At 50.9% G+C, this 17,688-nt stretch carries 16 protein-coding genes, 1 tRNA gene and 1 riboswitch; of the genes, 12 read left to right on the top strand and 5 right to left on the bottom strand.

Annotated elements, in window-relative coordinates:
• Window positions 1-266: 266 nt before the first annotated feature.
• A complete protein-coding gene (gene pflB / locus ACF8PK_RS18420) occupies window positions 267-2,564 on the bottom strand; it encodes a formate C-acetyltransferase (protein ID WP_392442942.1) in 2,298 nt (765 codons plus the stop codon).
• Window positions 2,565-2,655: 91 nt separating this feature from the next.
• On the opposite strand from pflB, the gene ACF8PK_RS18415 reads away from it, so the two are divergent.
• Window positions 2,656-2,805: a hypothetical protein gene (locus ACF8PK_RS18415; RefSeq protein WP_392442939.1), complete on the top strand. Its 150-nt coding sequence runs from the start codon at window positions 2,656-2,658 to the stop codon at window positions 2,803-2,805.
• Window positions 2,806-2,953: 148 nt separating this feature from the next.
• Here ACF8PK_RS18415 and ACF8PK_RS18410 read toward each other — a convergent pair.
• Window positions 2,954-3,029, bottom strand: a tRNA-Asn gene (locus tag ACF8PK_RS18410).
• 599 nt (window positions 3,030-3,628) lie between these two features.
• Between ACF8PK_RS18410 and uvrB the strand changes: the two genes are divergently transcribed.
• The 3 genes from uvrB to luxU all read left to right on the top strand — a co-directional run bounded on the left by uvrB (window position 3,629) and on the right by luxU (window position 7,652).
• The gene (gene uvrB / locus ACF8PK_RS18405; protein WP_055466263.1) at window positions 3,629-5,659 is read left to right on the top strand and encodes an excinuclease ABC subunit UvrB; all 2,031 of its coding nucleotides are present in this window, start codon (window positions 3,629-3,631) and stop codon (window positions 5,657-5,659) included.
• A 286-nt stretch (window positions 5,660-5,945) separates the two neighbouring features.
• Complete coding sequence (luxO, locus tag ACF8PK_RS18400) at window positions 5,946-7,307, top strand: quorum-sensing sigma-54 dependent transcriptional regulator LuxO (RefSeq protein ID WP_086027297.1); 1,362 nt, start codon at window positions 5,946-5,948, stop codon at window positions 7,305-7,307.
• A gap of 6 nt (window positions 7,308-7,313) precedes the next feature.
• A complete protein-coding gene (gene luxU, locus ACF8PK_RS18395; protein WP_004726642.1) occupies window positions 7,314-7,652 on the top strand; it encodes a quorum-sensing phosphorelay protein LuxU in 339 nt (112 codons plus the stop codon).
• Here luxU and ACF8PK_RS18390 read toward each other — a convergent pair.
• Complete coding sequence (locus ACF8PK_RS18390) at window positions 7,641-8,531, bottom strand: YvcK family protein (RefSeq protein WP_004726641.1); 891 nt, start codon at window positions 8,529-8,531, stop codon at window positions 7,641-7,643. The two genes, luxU and ACF8PK_RS18390, sit on opposite strands and share 12 nt — an antisense overlap.
• Before the next feature lie 182 nt (window positions 8,532-8,713).
• A riboswitch (molybdenum cofactor riboswitch) is annotated at window positions 8,714-8,852 on the top strand.
• On the opposite strand from ACF8PK_RS18390, the gene moaA reads away from it, so the two are divergent.
• The 5 genes from moaA (at window position 8,841) to moaE (ending at window position 11,601) form a co-directional block, all read left to right on the top strand.
• Window positions 8,841-9,830 carry a GTP 3',8-cyclase MoaA gene (gene moaA, locus ACF8PK_RS18385; RefSeq protein WP_195723457.1) on the top strand — a complete coding sequence of 330 codons (990 nt, stop codon included), beginning with the start codon at window positions 8,841-8,843 and terminating at the stop codon, window positions 9,828-9,830. (Overlaps the previous riboswitch by 12 nt.)
• Window positions 9,831-9,900: 70 nt before the next feature.
• The gene (gene moaB / locus ACF8PK_RS18380; protein WP_004726639.1) at window positions 9,901-10,413 is read left to right on the top strand and encodes a molybdenum cofactor biosynthesis protein B; all 513 of its coding nucleotides are present in this window, start codon (window positions 9,901-9,903) and stop codon (window positions 10,411-10,413) included.
• A gap of 9 nt (window positions 10,414-10,422) precedes the next feature.
• A complete protein-coding gene (gene moaC / locus ACF8PK_RS18375) occupies window positions 10,423-10,902 on the top strand; it encodes a cyclic pyranopterin monophosphate synthase MoaC (RefSeq protein WP_004726638.1) in 480 nt (159 codons plus the stop codon).
• Entirely contained in the window at window positions 10,899-11,144 is a 246-nt protein-coding gene (gene moaD / locus ACF8PK_RS18370) for a molybdopterin synthase sulfur carrier subunit (protein WP_004726637.1), read from the top strand. The genes moaC and moaD overlap by 4 nt, the downstream gene beginning before the upstream one ends.
• 1 nt (window position 11,145) lies before the next feature.
• A complete protein-coding gene (gene moaE / locus ACF8PK_RS18365; RefSeq protein ID WP_014205521.1) occupies window positions 11,146-11,601 on the top strand; it encodes a molybdopterin synthase catalytic subunit MoaE in 456 nt (151 codons plus the stop codon).
• A gap of 58 nt (window positions 11,602-11,659) precedes the next feature.
• On the opposite strand, the gene ACF8PK_RS18360 is transcribed toward moaE, so the two are convergent.
• Complete coding sequence (locus tag ACF8PK_RS18360) at window positions 11,660-12,613, bottom strand: sensor domain-containing diguanylate cyclase (protein WP_172475415.1); 954 nt, start codon at window positions 12,611-12,613, stop codon at window positions 11,660-11,662.
• 267 nt (window positions 12,614-12,880) lie between these two features.
• On the opposite strand from ACF8PK_RS18360, the gene ACF8PK_RS18355 reads away from it, so the two are divergent.
• The 3 genes from ACF8PK_RS18355 (at window position 12,881) to udp (ending at window position 16,768) form a co-directional block, all read left to right on the top strand.
• Window positions 12,881-13,297, top strand: coding sequence for a CBS domain-containing protein (locus tag ACF8PK_RS18355; RefSeq protein WP_392442934.1), 417 nt, complete (start codon window positions 12,881-12,883; stop codon window positions 13,295-13,297).
• 156 nt (window positions 13,298-13,453) lie between these two features.
• A complete protein-coding gene (locus tag ACF8PK_RS18350; RefSeq protein WP_392442931.1) occupies window positions 13,454-15,748 on the top strand; it encodes a zinc/cadmium/mercury/lead-transporting ATPase in 2,295 nt (764 codons plus the stop codon).
• 258 nt (window positions 15,749-16,006) lie between these two features.
• Window positions 16,007-16,768: a uridine phosphorylase gene (gene udp / locus ACF8PK_RS18345; protein ID WP_004726632.1), complete on the top strand. Its 762-nt coding sequence runs from the start codon at window positions 16,007-16,009 to the stop codon at window positions 16,766-16,768.
• Between the two features lie 66 nt (window positions 16,769-16,834).
• Here the strand turns inward: udp and ACF8PK_RS18340 are convergent, their stop codons facing one another.
• Entirely contained in the window at window positions 16,835-17,641 is an 807-nt protein-coding gene (locus ACF8PK_RS18340; RefSeq protein WP_014205518.1) for a hypothetical protein, read from the bottom strand.
• Window positions 17,642-17,688: the final 47 nt, after the last annotated feature.

Raw genomic sequence — 17,688 nt, 5'->3', positions numbered from 1 at the left:
GACACCAATAACAACCAGTGAACGGTGTGGTTTTAGCTTCACCGACGAAAAACATCGGTTTTGGCGCGTATCGTCGTCGAATGTCGACCCGTTGATATTGTGATTTGAGCGGGGCTGAGGGAAGCGCTGGAGGGCTGTTTGTGGCGATGAGGTTATGTGGCAATGCAAAAAAGCTCGCATCCGCCAGGTAGGACAGGGATGCGAGCAAAGCGTTTGACGATCGGCCTTGTTATCCGTGATGTGTGTGGCCGATCGCGAACAGGCGGTTAAAGCTTGTTCGTGAACGTTCGAGTGATGACGTCTTGTTGTTGTTCACGGGTTAGTGAGTTGAAACGCACGGCATACCCTGACACGCGGATAGTTAACTGCGGGTATTTGTCTGGATGTTCAACCGCATCCAACAGCATCTCGCGATTCATGACGTTGACATTCAGGTGTTGTCCGCCTTCCACCATCGCAGCGTCACCATGGGCTTCGTGGTGGAAGTAACCATCCATCAATGCTGCCAAGTTCTGCTTCTGCGCGGCTTCATGTTTGCCAAGCGCATTGGGCACAATGGAGAAGGTGTAGGAAATACCATCTTTTGCGTAAGCAAATGGCAGTTTTGCCACTGAGCTCAATGATGCGACCGCGCCTTTTTCATCTCGACCATGCATTGGGTTAGCACCGGGGCCAAACGGCATGCCTGCACGGCGGCCATCCGGTGTGTTGCCGGTTTTTTTACCGTAGACGACGTTGGACGTGATAGTCAGGATAGATTGGGTCGGAACGGCTTCGCGATAGGTGTGCATCCGCTGAATTTTCTTCATAAAGCGTTCCACCAAGTCGCATGCGATGTCATCGACACGTGCGTCGTTGTTGCCAAATTTTGGATAGTCGCCTTGGATGTCGAAATCGACCGCAATACCTTCTTCATCACGAATCGGCGTCACGGTGGCGTACTTGATGGCCGCGAGAGAGTCTGCCACAACTGAGAGTCCGGCAATGCCACAGGCCATGGTGCGATACACATCGCGATCCATCAGTGCCATGAGAGATGCTTCGTAGCTGTAGCGGTCGTGGGAATAGTGAATGATGTTTAAGGCGGTGACGTATTGGGTGGCGAGCCAATCCAATGTGCTGTCAAAGCGGGTCATCACTGCATCAAAATCTAACGTGGCGTCTAGCATTTTCTCGGTGGCTGGCGCGACTTGCGCTTTGGATTTTTCATCCACACCGCCGTTGATGGTGTACAGCAACGCTTTGGCAAGGTTTGCACGAGCGCCAAAGAATTGCATGTGCTTGCCCACGATTTGCGGGCTGACGCAACAGGCGATGGCGTAATCATCGTTGTTAAAATCAGGTCGCATTAAATCGTCGTTTTCGTATTGAACAGAAGAGGTCTCAATCGAAATCTTGGCCGCGTAATGTTTGAATGCCGCTGGCAGTTGCTCTGACCACAAAATCGTCATGTTGGGTTCAGGTGCAGGCCCCATGGTGTGCAGCGTATGCAGGTAACGGAATGTCGTTTTTGTCACCAGTGTACGGCCATCAACGCCCATTCCCGCCATGGCTTCTGTTGCCCAAATCGGATCGCCTGAGAAAAGGGAATCATATTCTGGCGTCCGTAAGAAACGCACCATGCGCAACTTCATAATAAAGTGGTCAATCAGTTCTTGCGCTTGTGCTTCTGTGATCACCCCTGACGCCAAATCGCGTTCCAAATAGACATCTAAGAATGTGGATGTCCGTCCCAGAGACATCGCCGCACCATTTTGTGATTTCACGGCGGCGAGGTAACCAAAATAGGTAAACTGAATGGCTTGTTGCGCATTTTTGGCTGGCAAAGACATGTCGATGCCGTATTTCAGCCCCATCTGGCGAATGTCTTCCAACGCTTGAATTTGGTCGGCAAGTTCTTCGCGCAAACGCAACATTTTTTCTAAATCAGCACTGTGTTCAAGAAACGTTTGTGTGGAATCGAACTGCGCTTTCTTGTCGGCTTTTAGGAAGTCGATACCGTACAAAGCAAGGCGGCGGTAGTCACCAATGATGCGGCCACGACCATAGGCATCGGGCAGGCCTGTGATGATGCCGGATTTACGGCAAGCGAGAATGTCTTTGGTATAGAGATCGAAACACGCGGTGTTGTGCGTTTTGCGATAGTCGGTAAAGATTTTCTCAACGGTCGGATCCAGTTCACGGCCATACACTTCGCACGATTTTTTCACCATACGAATACCACCATTGGCAATGATGGCGCGTTTGAGCGGTTGATCGGTTTGCAAGCCGACAATTTTTTCGAGCGCTTTATTGATATAACCGGCGTCGTGAGAGGTGATGGTTGACGGTAGATCCGTATCGAAATCGATTGGCGCGTGCGTTCGGCTCTCTTCTTTGATGCCTTCGAGGACTTGGTTCCAGAGTGTTGAGGTTGAGTGGCTCACATCAGCCAAGAAGGACTCGTCTCCTTCGTACGGGGTGTAGTTGCTCTGAATGAAATCACGGGTATTGACCGAGTGCTGCCATTCACCGGCAGTAAACCCAGCCCATGCGTCGAGCATATCAGTGGTCGGAATAGTCATAAATAAATCCCTAAGTTATTGATAAATAGAATGGAGGCGACGAGTGGACGGAACCATTCTTAACCACTGAAATCGTATGGGTTTAATATATATGAGTAAAATGAATGCTTTTCATTCTTTAAATGATTTTTGTGCATTAATTTTAAAAACAGATGGTTACAGTCGTTTTTATGCAAAAAATGATGGCTGGGTGACAAGACAAGACAAGACAAGACAAGACAAGACAAGACGAGATGGGTGAGGGTAGGGCACGCGGCCGTATGGGGTAGTGTCAGCGGGATTTAGACGGGATTGACTCGGAGGCGGAAAATGTCATCGAGATATGCTCTCTATTTTCGACGAGATAAAACGAAGAAAGCCCAGCGATTGATTCGCTGGGCTTTCGAATTTGGCTCCCCCTGCAAGACTTGAACTTGCGACATACGGATTAACAGTCCGCCGTTCTACCGACTGAACTAAGGGGGAATTGCTGAATGCGGGGCGGATGGTAGCGAGCTGAGATTGGTGTGTCAACCTTTGCGGCTGAAAAATCGGCGAAAAAAATTTCTTCGAAACGCTTTACTTTTCTGTACCCCTTACAGGGTATGCGCTTGATTTACTTATCCACTAAATTTGTGGATAAGTGTGTTAATGAATCTTGAGCAATTATATTTTCTAGACCACGTGTGACTAAATTGCACGATGCAATCGATTTCCATTTATGGCTATTGGGTTGGTTTTATTGGTTTTTTCTTAATTATCCACAGAGGATCTAACTGAGTAATTGAATGGTAATGGATGTTAAATTGAGGTTAAATTTAGAAAAACTGGGGAAAACCCGTGGATTATTTTTTAGGAGAAAAGGTGCCGGACGGCAGATAGGGCTGAGAATAATACCAAAGTCATTTTTTAGAATCCAATACTATTTCAATTTTTTACGCGATCGAAAGCACAAGCTGACCGTATGTTGATGAAGGCATTGAGGATTGGTCGATTCGTCGCCACAAGCGGAATATTTGCTTGCCTTTGGTGGGGACGTAAAGCGACAATAAACTGTATAGATACCCAGGCATAATGAGGACGACATGAGCAAAGCATTTGAATTGGTCTCCGAGTATCAACCTTCTGGTGATCAGCCCGAAGCCATTCGACAACTGTTAGACGGTGTCGATGCGGGTTTGGCTCACCAGACGCTACTTGGGGTAACGGGTTCAGGGAAAACATTTACCTTAGCGAATGTGATCGCGAAAGCGCAGCGTCCGACGATTTTGCTGGCACCGAATAAAACCTTGGCTGCCCAGTTGTATGGCGAGATGAAAAGCTTCTTTCCGAACAATGCGGTGGAGTATTTCGTCTCTTATTACGACTATTACCAGCCTGAAGCGTATGTGCCCACCACCGATACCTTTATCGAGAAAGATGCGGCGGTCAACGCCCACATTGAGCAGATGCGTTTGTCGGCCACCAAAGCACTGTTAGAACGGAAAGATGCGATTATCGTGGCGTCAGTGTCGGCGATTTATGGTCTGGGTGATCCGGATTCTTATCTGAAAATGATGTTGCATTTGCGCCGTGGTGATGTGATTAACCAGCGTGACATGCTGCGTCGGCTGGCGGAGTTGCAGTATTCACGCAACGATGTGGCATTTGAACGCGGTCAGTTCCGTGTACGCGGTGAAGTGATTGACATCTTCCCGGCAGAGTCAGACCAAGATGCCGTGCGCGTGGAGATGTTTGATGATGAAGTGGAGTGCATCAGTATTTTTGACCCGCTGACGGGGGCGATTAAGCAGCGCGATTTGCCTCGTTTTACGGTTTATCCTAAAACCCACTATGTCACCCCGCGCGAGCGTATTCTGGAGGCGATCGAGCACATCAAAGTGGAGCTGGCATCACGTCGCCAATACTTGCTCGACAATAATAAGCTGTTGGAAGAGCAACGCATTTCGCAGCGCACTCAGTTTGATATCGAAATGATGAACGAGCTGGGTTTCTGCTCGGGGATTGAAAACTACTCGCGATATCTCAGTGGCCGTTCGGAAGGCGAGCCGCCTCCGACTCTATTTGATTACCTGCCTCACGATGGGTTATTGGTGATCGATGAATCCCACGTGACGGTGCCACAAATTGGCGCGATGTATAAAGGTGACCGTTCCCGGAAAGAGACGTTGGTGGAATATGGTTTTCGTCTGCCATCGGCACTGGACAACCGCCCCCTGAAATTTGAAGAGTTCGAGGCATTGGCGCCGCAAACCATTTTTGTCTCGGCGACGCCAGGCAATTACGAGTTGGAAAAATCGGGCAACGACATCGCCGATCAAGTGGTGCGTCCGACTGGTTTGCTTGACCCTGAATTGGAAGTTCGCCCAGTGGCGACTCAGGTTGATGATCTGTTGTCTGAGATTCGTATTCGTGCCGCGAAAGATGAGCGAGTGCTGGTGACGACGCTGACCAAACGCATGGCGGAAGATTTAACCGAATACCTGCATGAACACGATGTGAAAGTACGTTACCTGCACTCAGACATCGATACTGTGGAGCGGGTGGAAATTATTCGTGACCTGCGTTTAGGGCTGTTTGACGTGTTAGTGGGCATTAACTTACTGCGTGAAGGTCTGGATATGCCAGAAGTGTCGCTGGTGGCGATTCTGGATGCCGATAAAGAGGGTTTCTTGCGTTCAGAACGGTCATTGATTCAGACCATCGGCCGAGCAGCACGTAACTTAGAAGGTCGAGCGATTTTGTACGCGGACAACATCACCAAGTCGATGAAAAAAGCGATGGATGAGACGAACCGCCGTCGTGAAAAACAACAAGCGTACAATGAATCCATGGGCATTCAACCCCAAGCATTGAAACGTAATGTGAAAGATATCATGGAGTTGGGGGATATCACGAAATCGCGTAAACAGCGCACCAGCAAAGTTGTGCCATTGGCGAAAGTTGCGGAAACGTCAGCCAGCTACGATACTATGACACCACAGCAGTTGGAAAAAGAGATCAACAAACTCGAAGCTCAGATGTACAAACATGCACAGGATTTGGAGTTTGAATTGGCAGCGGAAAAACGCGACCAACTTGAGGCATTGCGCCAGCAGTTCATTGTCAACAGCTAAAAAAATAGCCAATAGAAACGGTTCTATTGGCTGTTATATCGTGAATATCATATTCACTAACAACGTCAGTTGGCTAGGTGACCCTCTCGGGTCAATTCAATAAAAGCATATTCTGTGCCAGTTTGTATCTGTGTGATTCTAAGAAAATTCTGACATTATTTTTACGGTAATATGGCTTTGAATTTGCAAAATGCAACTTCAAATGCGACTATTAAGCAAAATGCAAACGATAAATGGCTAGGCTATGCAATTAAATGATATTCATCATAAAGCGAAATATTTGCTGATGGTCGAAGACACGGCGTCGGTTGCGGCGTTGTATCGTTCGTACCTGACACCGCTCGAGATCGATATCAACATTGTCGGAACGGGACGTGAAGCGATCGAGAGTATCGCCCATCGCGAGCCGGATCTGATCCTCCTCGATCTGCGCCTGCCAGACATGACGGGTATGGACGTCTTGCACGCGGTGAAACAGCGTTCACCGGATGTGCCGGTGATTTTTATGACGGCTCACGGCTCCATTGATACCGCCGTCGAAGCCATGCGCCACGGCGCGCAAGATTTCCTCATCAAACCGTGCGAAGCCGACCGTTTGCGTGTGACGGTCAACAACGCCATTCGCAAGGCAAACAAACTCAAAAACGAGACCGACAATCCAGGTAATCAGAATTACCAAGGGTTCATTGGCAGCAGCCAGACCATGTTGGCGGTGTATCGCACCATCGACTCTGCGGCCACCAGTAAAGCGAGTATTTTCATTACCGGCGAAAGTGGTACCGGCAAAGAGGTGTGTGCCGAAGCCATCCATGCGGCCAGCAAGCGCGGCGACAAGCCGTTCATTGCCATTAACTGTGCGGCGATTCCCAAAGATTTGATTGAAAGTGAGCTGTTTGGTCACGTCAAAGGCGCGTTTACTGGCGCGGCGACGGATCGTCAGGGCGCGGCAGAACTGGCCGATGGTGGCACCTTGTTCTTGGACGAGCTGTGTGAAATGGATTTGGATCTGCAAACCAAGCTGCTGCGCTTTATTCAGACCGGGACCTTCCAGAAAGTCGGATCGTCTAAAATGAAGAGTGTGGACGTGCGTTTTGTGTGTGCGACCAACCGTGACCCTTGGAAAGAAGTGCAAGAAGGGCGTTTTCGTGAAGACTTGTATTACCGTCTGTACGTGATTCCGTTGCATTTGCCCCCTTTGCGTGAGCGCGGCGATGATGTGATTGAAATCGCGTATTCACTACTAGGGTACATGTCGAAAGAAGAAGGTAAAGGCTTTGTACGTTTGGCGCCAGATGTCGTGGAGCGCTTCAAACAGTACGAATGGCCGGGGAACGTGCGCCAGCTGCAGAACGTGCTGCGCAACGTGGTGGTGCTTAATGAAGGGCGTGAAATTGCGCTGACAATGCTGCCGCCACCGCTGAACCAATTGAGTGACTCACGCATCAATGTCCCGAAAGCCAGCCCGGCACCGGTGTCGGTGCATGAAATTTTCCCGTTATGGATGACAGAAAAGCAGGCGATCGAAAAAGCAATCGAGGCCTGTGATGGCAATATTCCGCGTGCTGCGGGCTATTTGGATGTCAGTCCATCCACCATCTACCGCAAGCTGCAAACCTGGAATGAAAAGGTGCAGGAAAAGGAAAAGTAAGCGCACATGGAACTGATGAATCTCAGCAAGATTGATAATCTGGCCCAAGAAATTGGTGAAGAAAACGTCCCGGTATTGGTGGAGATTTTCTTAGGTGAACTCGATACTTATCGCAACAATCTCAGTGATGTCACCTTTGGCGATAAGCTGGAATATCTCAAAGAAATTAGCCACGCACTGAAAAGCAGTGCCGCTAGTTTTGGTGCGGATCAATTGTGTGCGAAAGCGATTGATATTGACAGTCGCGCGAAGCTGGGAAGTACCATTGATGCAACGCTGGATACGGCCATGATGATTGACCTTATCCAGCATACACGTCAGAGCTATGCGCAGTTAATTGCTTAACTGCTCTTCAATGGCTTTACGCAGTTTCACCCGGTCGTGACGCCAGTCGCGGTTGGGTGATGCTAAATCACGGGTGACGCAATTCCAGTCACTGTCTAAATCCGCATGCGCTTCATCCCCCAGAACCACATCAATTTTTCGACCATGACAGGCGCGCTCGCACCACTCGAGCTTTTGGCGCAGCGTCATGCGACCTGCGGGGCCATATTCAGGCGATAAGTTTTCCACGAAAATCAGTTTCGCGTGGCGATTGTTTTCGATGGCCTGACCGAGTTCAGGGAGCAGCAGCGGCGGCATAATACTGGTGAGAAAACTACCAGGGCCCAGAATGATCGCATCAGCTTCAGACAGCGCGACGACCCCTTCACGCGTGGCCGGAACTTCAGGTTCAAGATCCAGACGACGTAAATCCTGCTGCATTTCATCCACGCTGGTTTCGCCGGTCACCCATTTGCCATCCATCGACAGCGCTTTGAGATCAGACGGGTGCTCGGACATCGGGACGATATTCACATCCACTTTCAGCATGCTGCGGATCAAATTGATCGCTTCCAGCGGGCGAACGGACAGATGATCCAACGCCGTGAGCATCAAGTTGCCCAAATTATGGCCATCCAGCTCGCCGGCGCCTTTGAAGCGATATTCGAACATCATCGAACTGATCGACGGTTCGGTGATGAGCTGATTAATGCAGTTACGGGTGTCGCCCCACGCAATACCGCCTTGGCAATGACGAATGCGCCCGGTGGATCCGCCGTTGTCGGTGGTGGTGACGATGCCTGTGGCATTGGCACCAAACACTTTTAACGCAGCCAACATGCGTCCTAAACCGTGGCCACCGCCAATTGCGACCACTTTTTTGTTTTGATACAGAGTCATCTCTCTTCTTCTTATATTTTTACAATCCGCTACAATTTAGAGGATACGATTTATATCTCATAATGATTTCGGGGTAATTTGAGTAACACGCAAGTTTTTTTCGCGTTTACACTGGAATCCCGCACTCTTTTTAAGTATTTTACCAAGCAGCTGCTAATGAGTAACCCATAACGTGGGCGCATTAGTTGCCATTACTCCGAGCTTATTCAGCTAAGTCCTGCGGTAGGATATGGTGAATAAGCCAGTGGTCTCGAGCCACAAGGGCATAGTTGGAAATGGTTATGCCTCCCGTGTTTGGAAAGGTGTGACGTGGCGCAACAATTTGAAGATAGTTTTCAGCGTAAGTTCTACTACTTACGCTTATCGGTTACAGATGTCTGTAACTTTAAATGCACTTATTGCTTACCTGATGGGTATCACCCGTCGGGGAATAAGAATTCCTCTTTTTTAACCCTGCCGGAGATCAAACGTGTTGTGAATGCGTTTGCCACGTGTGGGACCTCCAAAGTGCGCATTACGGGCGGTGAGCCCTCTCTACGCAAAGACTTTACTGACATTATTCATACGGTGGCATCGACCCCGGGCATTCAAAAAGTGGCGACGACCACCAACGGTTATCGCATGGCGAAAGGTGTTGAAGAGTGGCAAGCGGCGGGCTTAACCCATATCAATGTCAGTGTCGACAGCTTAGACCCGCGCATGTTTCACCAAATTACTGGCGAAAACCGTTTTCATCAGGTGATGCAAGGCATCGACCGTGCATTTGAAGTCGGCTATGAGCAGGTCAAAGTCAACGTGGTGTTGATGAAGGACCTGAACGCGCTGGAACTGCCTCAATTTCTCAACTGGATTAAACATCGTCCGATTCAACTGCGTTTTATCGAATTAATGCAGACCGGCGAAATGGACGATCTGTTCAACCGCCATCACGTGTCAGGCACGGCGATTCGCAATCAACTGATTGCTGATGGCTGGATCCTCAAAGCGCGCGCCAACAACGATGGTCCGGCGCAAGTGTTTGTGCATGCCGATTATCAAGGTGAAATTGGCCTCATCATGCCGTACGAGAAAAACTTCTGTACCAGTTGCAATCGCCTGCGCATCTCTGCGCTCGGCAAGCTGCACCTGTGTCTGTTTGGCGAGCACGGTGTTGAGCTGCGCGATCTCATGCAAGATGACGGACAAAACCAAGCTTTGATTGAGCGCATTCAAGCCCAACTGCAAACCAAATCGGTCAGCCACTTCCTGCATGATGGCAATACCGGAATGACGCCGCATCTGGCGTCAATTGGCGGTTAACTCTCTTTTTCTGCTGGGCTTACGGGCCTGGCCGACAACACATTCAACGATTATTGATAAAGGTGGACTCATGGGTCACGCAGAAAGCAAATTTCAGCCTGCTAATATTGCCGTTCTGACGGTATCTGACACGCGCACAGAAGAGAACGACACATCCGGTCGCTACCTCGCCGAACAACTTCAGGAAGCCGGTCATCGCTTGATCGACAAACAAATCGTGATCGATGACATGTACAAAATTCGCGCGGTGGTTTCTCAATGGATCGCCGATGAAAACGTACAAGCGATTATGATCACAGGCGGTACTGGCTTTACATCACGTGACAGCACGCCAGAAGCGCTGAAACCGCTGTTTGATAAAGAAGTAGAAGGCTTTGGCGAATTGTTCCGCATGGTGTCTTATGAAGAAATTGGCACCTCGACTATTCAGTCTCGCGCGGTTGCCGGTTTTGCCAACCACACCGTGATTTTCGCGATGCCGGGTTCAACCGGCGCCTGTCGCACTGGTTGGACGAAGATCATTCGCCAACAAATGGATGCCAGCCATCGCCCATGTAACTTTATGCCGCACCTGTCGGTGTAAGGGGGCGTCATGAGTCAACTGACCCACATCAACGCGTCCGGTGAAGCGAACATGGTGGATGTTTCCGCGAAAAGCGACACCGTTCGTGAAGCGCGTGCTGAAGCTTTTGTGCAGATGGCACCGGAAACGTTGCAACTGATCCTCTCGGGACAACATCACAAAGGGGACGTCTTTGCGACGGCTCGTATCGCGGGGATTCAAGCGGCGAAACGCACCTGGGAGTTGATTCCACTGTGCCATCCACTGCTGCTGTCGAAAGTCGAAGTGCAATTGGAAGCAATTGAAGCGGAAAACCGCGTGCGTATTGAATCCGTGTGCAAATTGGCGGGAAAAACCGGCGTGGAAATGGAGGCGCTGACCGCTGCTTCCGTTGCTGCATTGACCATTTACGACATGTGTAAAGCCGTGCAAAAAGACATGGTGATTGAACAGGTTCGTCTGTTGGAAAAAACCGGCGGCAAATCCGGTCACTTTAAGGTGGATGCATGATCAAAGTACTGTTTTTCGCGCAAACCCGCGAGTTGGTCGGCTGCGACGCGCTGACGTTGGACGCGTCATTTGCCACCGTTGAAGCCTTGCGTGCGCATTTGGCTGCGCAGCCAGGGAAGTGGTCGCTGGCACTGGAACCCGGCAAGCTGTTGGCGGCTGTGAATCAGGCGATCGTGCCGATGGACTTCGCGCTGAATGATGGCGATGAAGTGGCGTTCTTCCCCCCTGTGACCGGAGGTTAATATGGACAATCGAGTTTCTGTTCAAACACAGGATTTTTCCGTTGCCGATGAGTACGCGCAACTTTCTGCGGGCACACAAGCCGGTGCAGTGGTGACCTTTGTCGGAAAAGTGCGCGACATGAACCTTGGCGACAATGTGACGGGATTGCATTTGGAGCACTACCCGGGCATGACCGAAAAAGCCTTGCTTGAGATTTGTGATGAAGCGGCGCGCCGCTGGCCATTGCAAAATGTGCGTGTTATTCATCGTGTTGGTGACATGGACATTGGCGATCAAATTGTGTTTGTGGGCGTGAGCAGTGCGCATCGCAGTGCTTCGTTTGAAGCGTGCGAGTTTGTGATGGATTACCTCAAAACCAAAGCGCCGTTCTGGAAGAAAGAACGCACGACCGAAGCCACGCGTTGGGTCGATTCCCGTGAGTCGGACGCCAAAGCAGCAGAACGTTGGCAGCAATAAGCCACTGATGAACCCAAAAGCAGAGTCGAATGGCTCTGCTTTTTTGATTCTGCCTGCGTCAGTAAATGTGCAGTGTGCCGCGCTGCTGGTGTTTGGCGTGAAACAGTGCTTTGTCGGCAATCGCGACCAGTTTTTCAGCAGTCATGTTCGGTTCGAGCCGCAGGCAGTGCTGAATGCCGATGGTCACCGACAGCACGTCACCGACTCGCGAGGCGTGGTGGGGAATATGTAAGGCTTGAATGTCTTGCAACAGTTGACGTGCTTTGTGTTCGCACTGTTCGATGCTGATGTCAGGAATAAACAACAAAAATTCGTCCCCGCCATAGCGAAAACAGAGATCGCCTTTTCGCTTCCAATGATTCAACGCCTGGCTCACTTGCTTGAGGGCTTCATCGCCTTGCAGGTGTCCGTAGCGATCGTTGAACTCCTTAAAACAGTCAATATCAATCATAAACAGCGCGCTGGACACCTGTTCGAGCTTGGCGACATCGAGCGCCTGTGGCAACAGCGAATCCATGGCGTAACGGTTGTACACCTGCGTTAAATGGTCGATGTGCGTCAGGTGTTCCAACTCCAGCTGGTGACGCGCCAGCTTATCGACCGTTCGCTTGTATTCCGTGATGTTGCGAACAATCCAAAGTACGTATTCGGTGTTTGGCAACGGCACCACAAGTGCGGTAAAAAACTGCACGTCTGTCGGGCCTTCTAACCCCTCAAAGCACGGCATCTGTTTGGGATCTAAATCGTATTCCAGCTCGGTCGCTTCACCGCTGTGAATGGCGTGTGCGATCACCTGCGTAAACCAAGCGGCTTTATCCGGCGGGAGCACTTGGTGCTGGTTCATGCCAATAATGCTGGTGGGGTCATGGTGGCGTTGGGTGTCGGTACCGCCCCATGCTTCGACATACACGCCGTCATGGTTTATCAAAAATGTGGGCTCGGGCAAGGCTTCAAACACCACATGCAGTAGATCCGGGTTGGCCGTAATCACTGAGTAGAAGACAGAATTCACCATAGCTGGCTCTATTGATGGTTGAGTCAATAATTAACATATAGATGAAAACGCAGGGAAAAGCTTGCTTCGTCACGCAGGAACAAAAAATAAGACGGATTTTATCGTGTTGACGTTAAAACGTGAGGCGAGTGGTGTGCAAGGGACGGGGATTCATCGAAAAAAACTATCAACAAAATTGGGGTTTTCCATTTAGTAAAATCAAGAAATTAGTCAACACTTACTAAATACGCAACATGAGTTTGCGAGCGATTAAGGAGAAGCGCGATGGATTCGTTGAAAGTAAGAGACTACATGACCGTGAAAGCCGTGACCTTCAAACCCGATATGTCGATGTCGGCAGCGTTGGAACGGGTGATGAATTCTAACCACTTGGGCGGCCCGGTGATTGATGATCAAGAACGCGTGATTGGCTTTTTGTCTGAACAGGACTTGTTGGAAAAGCTGATCAAAGTGAGTTACCACTGTCAGGACACCCATATTGTCAGCGATTGCATGCATCAAGAGGTGCTGTCGGTCTCGCCGGAAATGTCGATCATCGAGTTGGCCGAAATGATGAAAGTGGGCAAACCGAAGGTGTACCCCGTGGTGGATGAAGGCAAGCTGGTGGGCATCATTACGCGACGTGAAGTGCTTCAGGCGATTGGGAAATACCTCTCCGCGTGTTTTCAGCATCCGGTTTAAGCGACGGCGACAATGTGGGACAAAGGGCACTGCGGTGCCTTTTGTTGTTTCTGCGGTTGTTTCAGCGTCCTAGCGCGAGAATGCGAAATAACGCTTGACCTTGGAGTAGACTCCAAGGTGTAGCATTGAGCCAAGCCTGATAAAAGGAGATCGGTTATGTGTACCAAACATGAAGGTTGTCGCTCAGAAAAATCAGCAGCGCCAGCGATCCAATCTGTGTCTTGCTGCGCGGCAAGTCCAAAAATCCAATCTATTCATCCTGCGGGCGTGCGCGCCCCCGAAGGAAGCTGTTGCTCGTCTGATACAGGCAGCGGCCCCGATGGCCCTGACGAAGACGACCCCGCCAAGGGCACGTCAACATTCAAACAGAGCTGGCGCGTGGCCGGCATGGATTGCCCATCGTGCGCGCGTAAAATCGAAACCGCAGTGAATCAATTGAGCGATATCGTTGATGCGCGGGTGTTGTTTGCGACCGAGAAGTTGGTGGTGCAGTTTAACAGCGCGGCCACAGCAACCGCGATCGAGCAGGCCGTGACCAATACGGGCTTTAAGATTTACAGCGATCAAGCGGCATCAACTGCCGAGCAAACCTCGCCGCGTCATCCACTGCTTGAAACCGAAACGCTACGCATCATCGTGCTGGCCGCCCTGATGGCAGTAGGCGCCTTGGTGAGCTTATGGTCTGCAGAAAGTGGGCATTGGATATTCGTCGTGAGTTGTCTGGCTGGTTTGATCCCCATTGCCAGTAAAGCGTGGAAATTGGCTCAATCGGGCACGCCGTTTGCCATTGAAACCCTGATGACGGTGGCCGCATTGGGCGCATTGTACTTGGGTGAAACCGTTGAAGCGGCGATGGTCTTGCTGCTGTTTTTGATCGGTGAACGTTTGGAAGCCTTTGCCGCCTCAAAAGCGCGCAGCGGCGTGCAATCGTTGATGGAACTGGTACCGGAAACGGCCGTTCGTTTGGTCTCAGGCCAGCGAGTGGAAGTCCCGGTCAGCACGTTGAACCCGGGCGATATTGTGGAAGTGGCTCCCGGTGGTCGTTTGCCCGCTGATGGCGTGCTGCTCGAGCGTGCAGCCAGTCTGGATGAAAGTGCGCTGACCGGTGAATCTCTGCCGGTTGACCATCATCGAGGCGATCAGTTGGTCGCGGGTGCCGTGGTGGTTGACCGAGTCATTCAACTGAAAATTACCTCCCGTCAGGGCGAGAATGCGATTGACCGCATTCTGCATCTGATCGAAGAGGCGGATGCCCGCAAAGCCCCGATGGAGCGTTTCTTAGACCAATTCAGCCGTTGGTACACGCCGCTGATGATGGTTGTGGCGCTGTTGGTGGTCACGGTGCCGCCACTGTTATTTGCCCAGCCTTGGGAAACGTGGGTCTACCGCGGCTTAGCGATGCTGCTGATTGCCTGTCCGTGTGCGCTGGTCATTTCCACACCGGCAGCGATAACATCGGGTCTGGCTGCAGGGGCGCGTCGTGGCGCGCTGATTAAAGGCGGCGCGGCGCTGGAGCAACTCGGCCGTATTCAAACCGTGGCGTTTGATAAAACCGGCACGTTGACCCAAGGCAAACCACAGGTGACCGACCTTGTTGCATTTTCCGGTTGGTCGGAAGCGCGATTGTTGACGGTGACTGCGGCCATCGAGCAGGGCTCTCGTCATCCGTTGGCGATGTCGCTGGTGGACACCGCGCAGCAACGCGGCGTTGTGTTACCGCCTGCGGAGGATAAACAAGCCTTGGTTGGCCGCGGTGTGAGCGGGCGTATTGGTGAGCAGCAGTATCGTGTGTTGGCGCCAAGCAAGGTCGATATCACGCTGGAAGCTTCGGTGACCCAATCCATTGCCACGCTCGAAGCGCAGGGAAAAACCGTGGTCGTTGCGTTTGAGGACGAGCGCGTGATTGGCTTGGTGGCTTGGCAAGATACGTTGCGAGACGACGCGCAGCAAGCCATCGCGGATCTGCATCGCATGGGCATTTCGACCACCATGTTGACCGGGGATAACCCGCGCAGTGCCGCAGCGATCGCCAGCCAGCTCAATATGGATTTTGAGGCCAGTTTAATGCCGGAAGACAAAGTGGAGTTTGTGCGCCAACTGGCGCAGCAGCATCACGTCGCGATGGTGGGCGATGGCATTAACGACGCGCCCGCAATGAAAGAAGCGAATATTGGCATCGCGATGGGCGGCGGAACGGATGTTGCGCTGGAAACCGCAGATGCAGCGATTACGCACAACCGACTCACCGAACTGGCCAGTATGATTGCGCTCTCCCGAGCGACCTTGAGCAACATTCGCCAAAACGTCACCATTGCATTGGGACTAAAGGGCATTTTCTTAGTCACCAGTTTACTGGGCGTGACGGGATTGTGGGTGGCGGTCCTTGCTGACAGTGGCGCGACAGCGCTGGTGACATTAAATGCGCTGCGGTTGTTAAAGTTCAAGAAGTAGCGATGTTTGTGTCTATACTGACTCATGGCAAGGGTGGGCCTTGCCATGTCACGGTATTCAGCGTTGGTAGTGATATTGCGCATAGTTGCATCAGAATCATGATTTTATGTGATTAAGATCTATTTTTATTGAAATGTAACTATTTATTGCGTTAAATCTTGTGATTGCTATCACTTACTGTTTGGGTCGGCTCCGTTAAAGTAGCACGGTACCCAAACATATTTATGAGCTGAATAAGCCACAATGAAGGAGTAACTTATGTCTCAAGCCGTATTCCACCTTGGTGTTACTGAAGCCGATCTGAATGGTGCAACATTGGCGATCATTCCGGGTGACCCTGCACGCGTGCAAAAGATCGCGGAACTGATGGAAAACCCTGTGTTCCTGGCAAGCCATCGTGAATACACGCTGTACCGCGCTGAGCTAGATGGTCAATCCGTTGTGGTGTGTTCAACAGGTATCGGTGGCCCATCAACTTCGATTGCGGTTGAAGAACTGGCGCAATTGGGTGTTCGTACATTCCTTCGTGTGGGCACCACTGGTGCGATTCAGCCTCACGTGAACGTGGGTGACATGATTGTGACTACGGGCTCTGTACGTCTTGACGGTGCAAGCCTGCACTTTGCGCCAATGGAGTTCCCTGCAGTGCCTGACTTTGAAGTGGCAACTGCGATGAAACAGGCGTCAGAAGAGAGCGGTGCGACCGTTCACATGGGCGTGACTGCATCCAGCGATACGTTCTACCCAGGCCAAGAGCGTTACGACACGTTCACAGGTCGTGTGGTACGTCGTTTCCAAGGCTCGATGAAAGAGTGGCAAGAAATGGGTGTGCTGAACTTTGAAATGGAATCAGCCACGCTGCTGACCATGTGTGCAAGTTCAGGCCTGAAAGCGGGCTGTGTGGCAGGTGTGATCATCAACCGCACGCAGAAAGAGATCCCAGACCATTCAACGCTGAAAGAAACCGAAGCGCGCTCTATCAAAGTTGTGGTTGAAGCTGCACGTAAAATGCTGAAATAAGCTTCATCAAATTTCATCAAAAACGCCACCTCCGGGTGGCGTTTTTTTATGTCTGGCGTTTGGCCTTTACGCAATCACCAGCTTGGGGAGCGGTAGATACAGGCTTTCAGTTAAATCAGCCAGCATCTGGTCATACACATGGGCAATGCTCAGCGATACATCGGACGTCAATTGGTAGAGCTGTTCGGCATCGATGTCATACATCGGATTGTCATGCAATTCGGCCAGTGTGTGCATGGCTTTGGAGCACGCTGGTGAGGCGATCGACAGCGGGCTGATCAGCGCCAATTGGTTCAGTTTGCGGCGGACCAAATCACAGTAGTGTTGCATGCGTGAACGGCCGTCGTGCGTGTGCATGTCTTCAATGCAGATGCGCAGCTGCGTCAGGGCGTCCATGGTGTCGATGACTTGCTGCCAGTTCATGTGGTACTCATCGCTCAAATCTTCACGGCTAGATTCCACTAGCCACGCCAGCATGACTTCATCCATCAAGAACATGCAGTGACGAATTGCTTTGCCGTGGATCATTTGGTTGCGCGCAATGGTGCGATCAGACCATTCTTTCATCAATGCTTTGAGCTTCAACTGTAAAATGCGATACATGGGTTTGTTGTCAAAGTGAGCCGTGGCGATCAAATGGTTGGATTTTTCGTGCATCAAGTCGTGCAGGTGACTCAGCTCCGTCTCGCGGTGTTCACCAAACATCAGTGCATGATGCGTTGCACTGCGGTGTTGGCGACATAGATAGAGCAATTGGCGCAGGTCGACGAGCAGTTCGTATTTGCGTTGAAGGGTCGATTCTCTTTGTTTGGCAAAGAAGAACATCAGGCACAGTATGCCGATTGAAATAAGCATCGAAATAAAGACAAACATAACCAACTCCTTGTTAGTGTTTATACTACGAATGAGTTAGCAGTCTT

This window comes from Vibrio sp. CJQ_6 (genome assembly GCF_043106745.1).
GTDB lineage: Bacteria > Pseudomonadota > Gammaproteobacteria > Enterobacterales > Vibrionaceae > Vibrio > Vibrio furnissii.
The sequence above is the reverse complement of the archived record's forward strand: the minus strand, read 5'-3'. Positions and strand labels throughout refer to the sequence as shown.

Bases quoted from the DNA above. Each gene is read 5' to 3' on its own strand.
- pflB (WP_392442942.1), bottom strand. From the start codon at position 2,564: ATGACTATTCCGACCACTGATATGCTCGACGCATGGGCTGGGTTTACT.
- ACF8PK_RS18415 (WP_392442939.1), top strand. From the start codon at position 2,656: ATGAGTAAAATGAATGCTTTTCATTCTTTAAATGATTTTTGTGCATTA.
- uvrB (WP_055466263.1), top strand. From the start codon at position 3,629: ATGAGCAAAGCATTTGAATTGGTCTCCGAGTATCAACCTTCTGGTGAT.
- luxO (WP_086027297.1), top strand. From the start codon at position 5,946: ATGGTCGAAGACACGGCGTCGGTTGCGGCGTTGTATCGTTCGTACCTG.
- luxU (WP_004726642.1), top strand. From the start codon at position 7,314: ATGGAACTGATGAATCTCAGCAAGATTGATAATCTGGCCCAAGAAATT.
- ACF8PK_RS18390 (WP_004726641.1), bottom strand. From the start codon at position 8,531: ATGACTCTGTATCAAAACAAAAAAGTGGTCGCAATTGGCGGTGGCCAC.
- moaB (WP_004726639.1), top strand. From the start codon at position 9,901: ATGGGTCACGCAGAAAGCAAATTTCAGCCTGCTAATATTGCCGTTCTG.
- moaC (WP_004726638.1), top strand. From the start codon at position 10,423: ATGAGTCAACTGACCCACATCAACGCGTCCGGTGAAGCGAACATGGTG.
- moaD (WP_004726637.1), top strand. From the start codon at position 10,899: ATGATCAAAGTACTGTTTTTCGCGCAAACCCGCGAGTTGGTCGGCTGC.
- moaE (WP_014205521.1), top strand. From the start codon at position 11,146: ATGGACAATCGAGTTTCTGTTCAAACACAGGATTTTTCCGTTGCCGAT.
- ACF8PK_RS18355 (WP_392442934.1), top strand. From the start codon at position 12,881: ATGGATTCGTTGAAAGTAAGAGACTACATGACCGTGAAAGCCGTGACC.
- ACF8PK_RS18350 (WP_392442931.1), top strand. From the start codon at position 13,454: ATGTGTACCAAACATGAAGGTTGTCGCTCAGAAAAATCAGCAGCGCCA.
- udp (WP_004726632.1), top strand. From the start codon at position 16,007: ATGTCTCAAGCCGTATTCCACCTTGGTGTTACTGAAGCCGATCTGAAT.
- ACF8PK_RS18340 (WP_014205518.1), bottom strand. From the start codon at position 17,641: ATGTTTGTCTTTATTTCGATGCTTATTTCAATCGGCATACTGTGCCTG.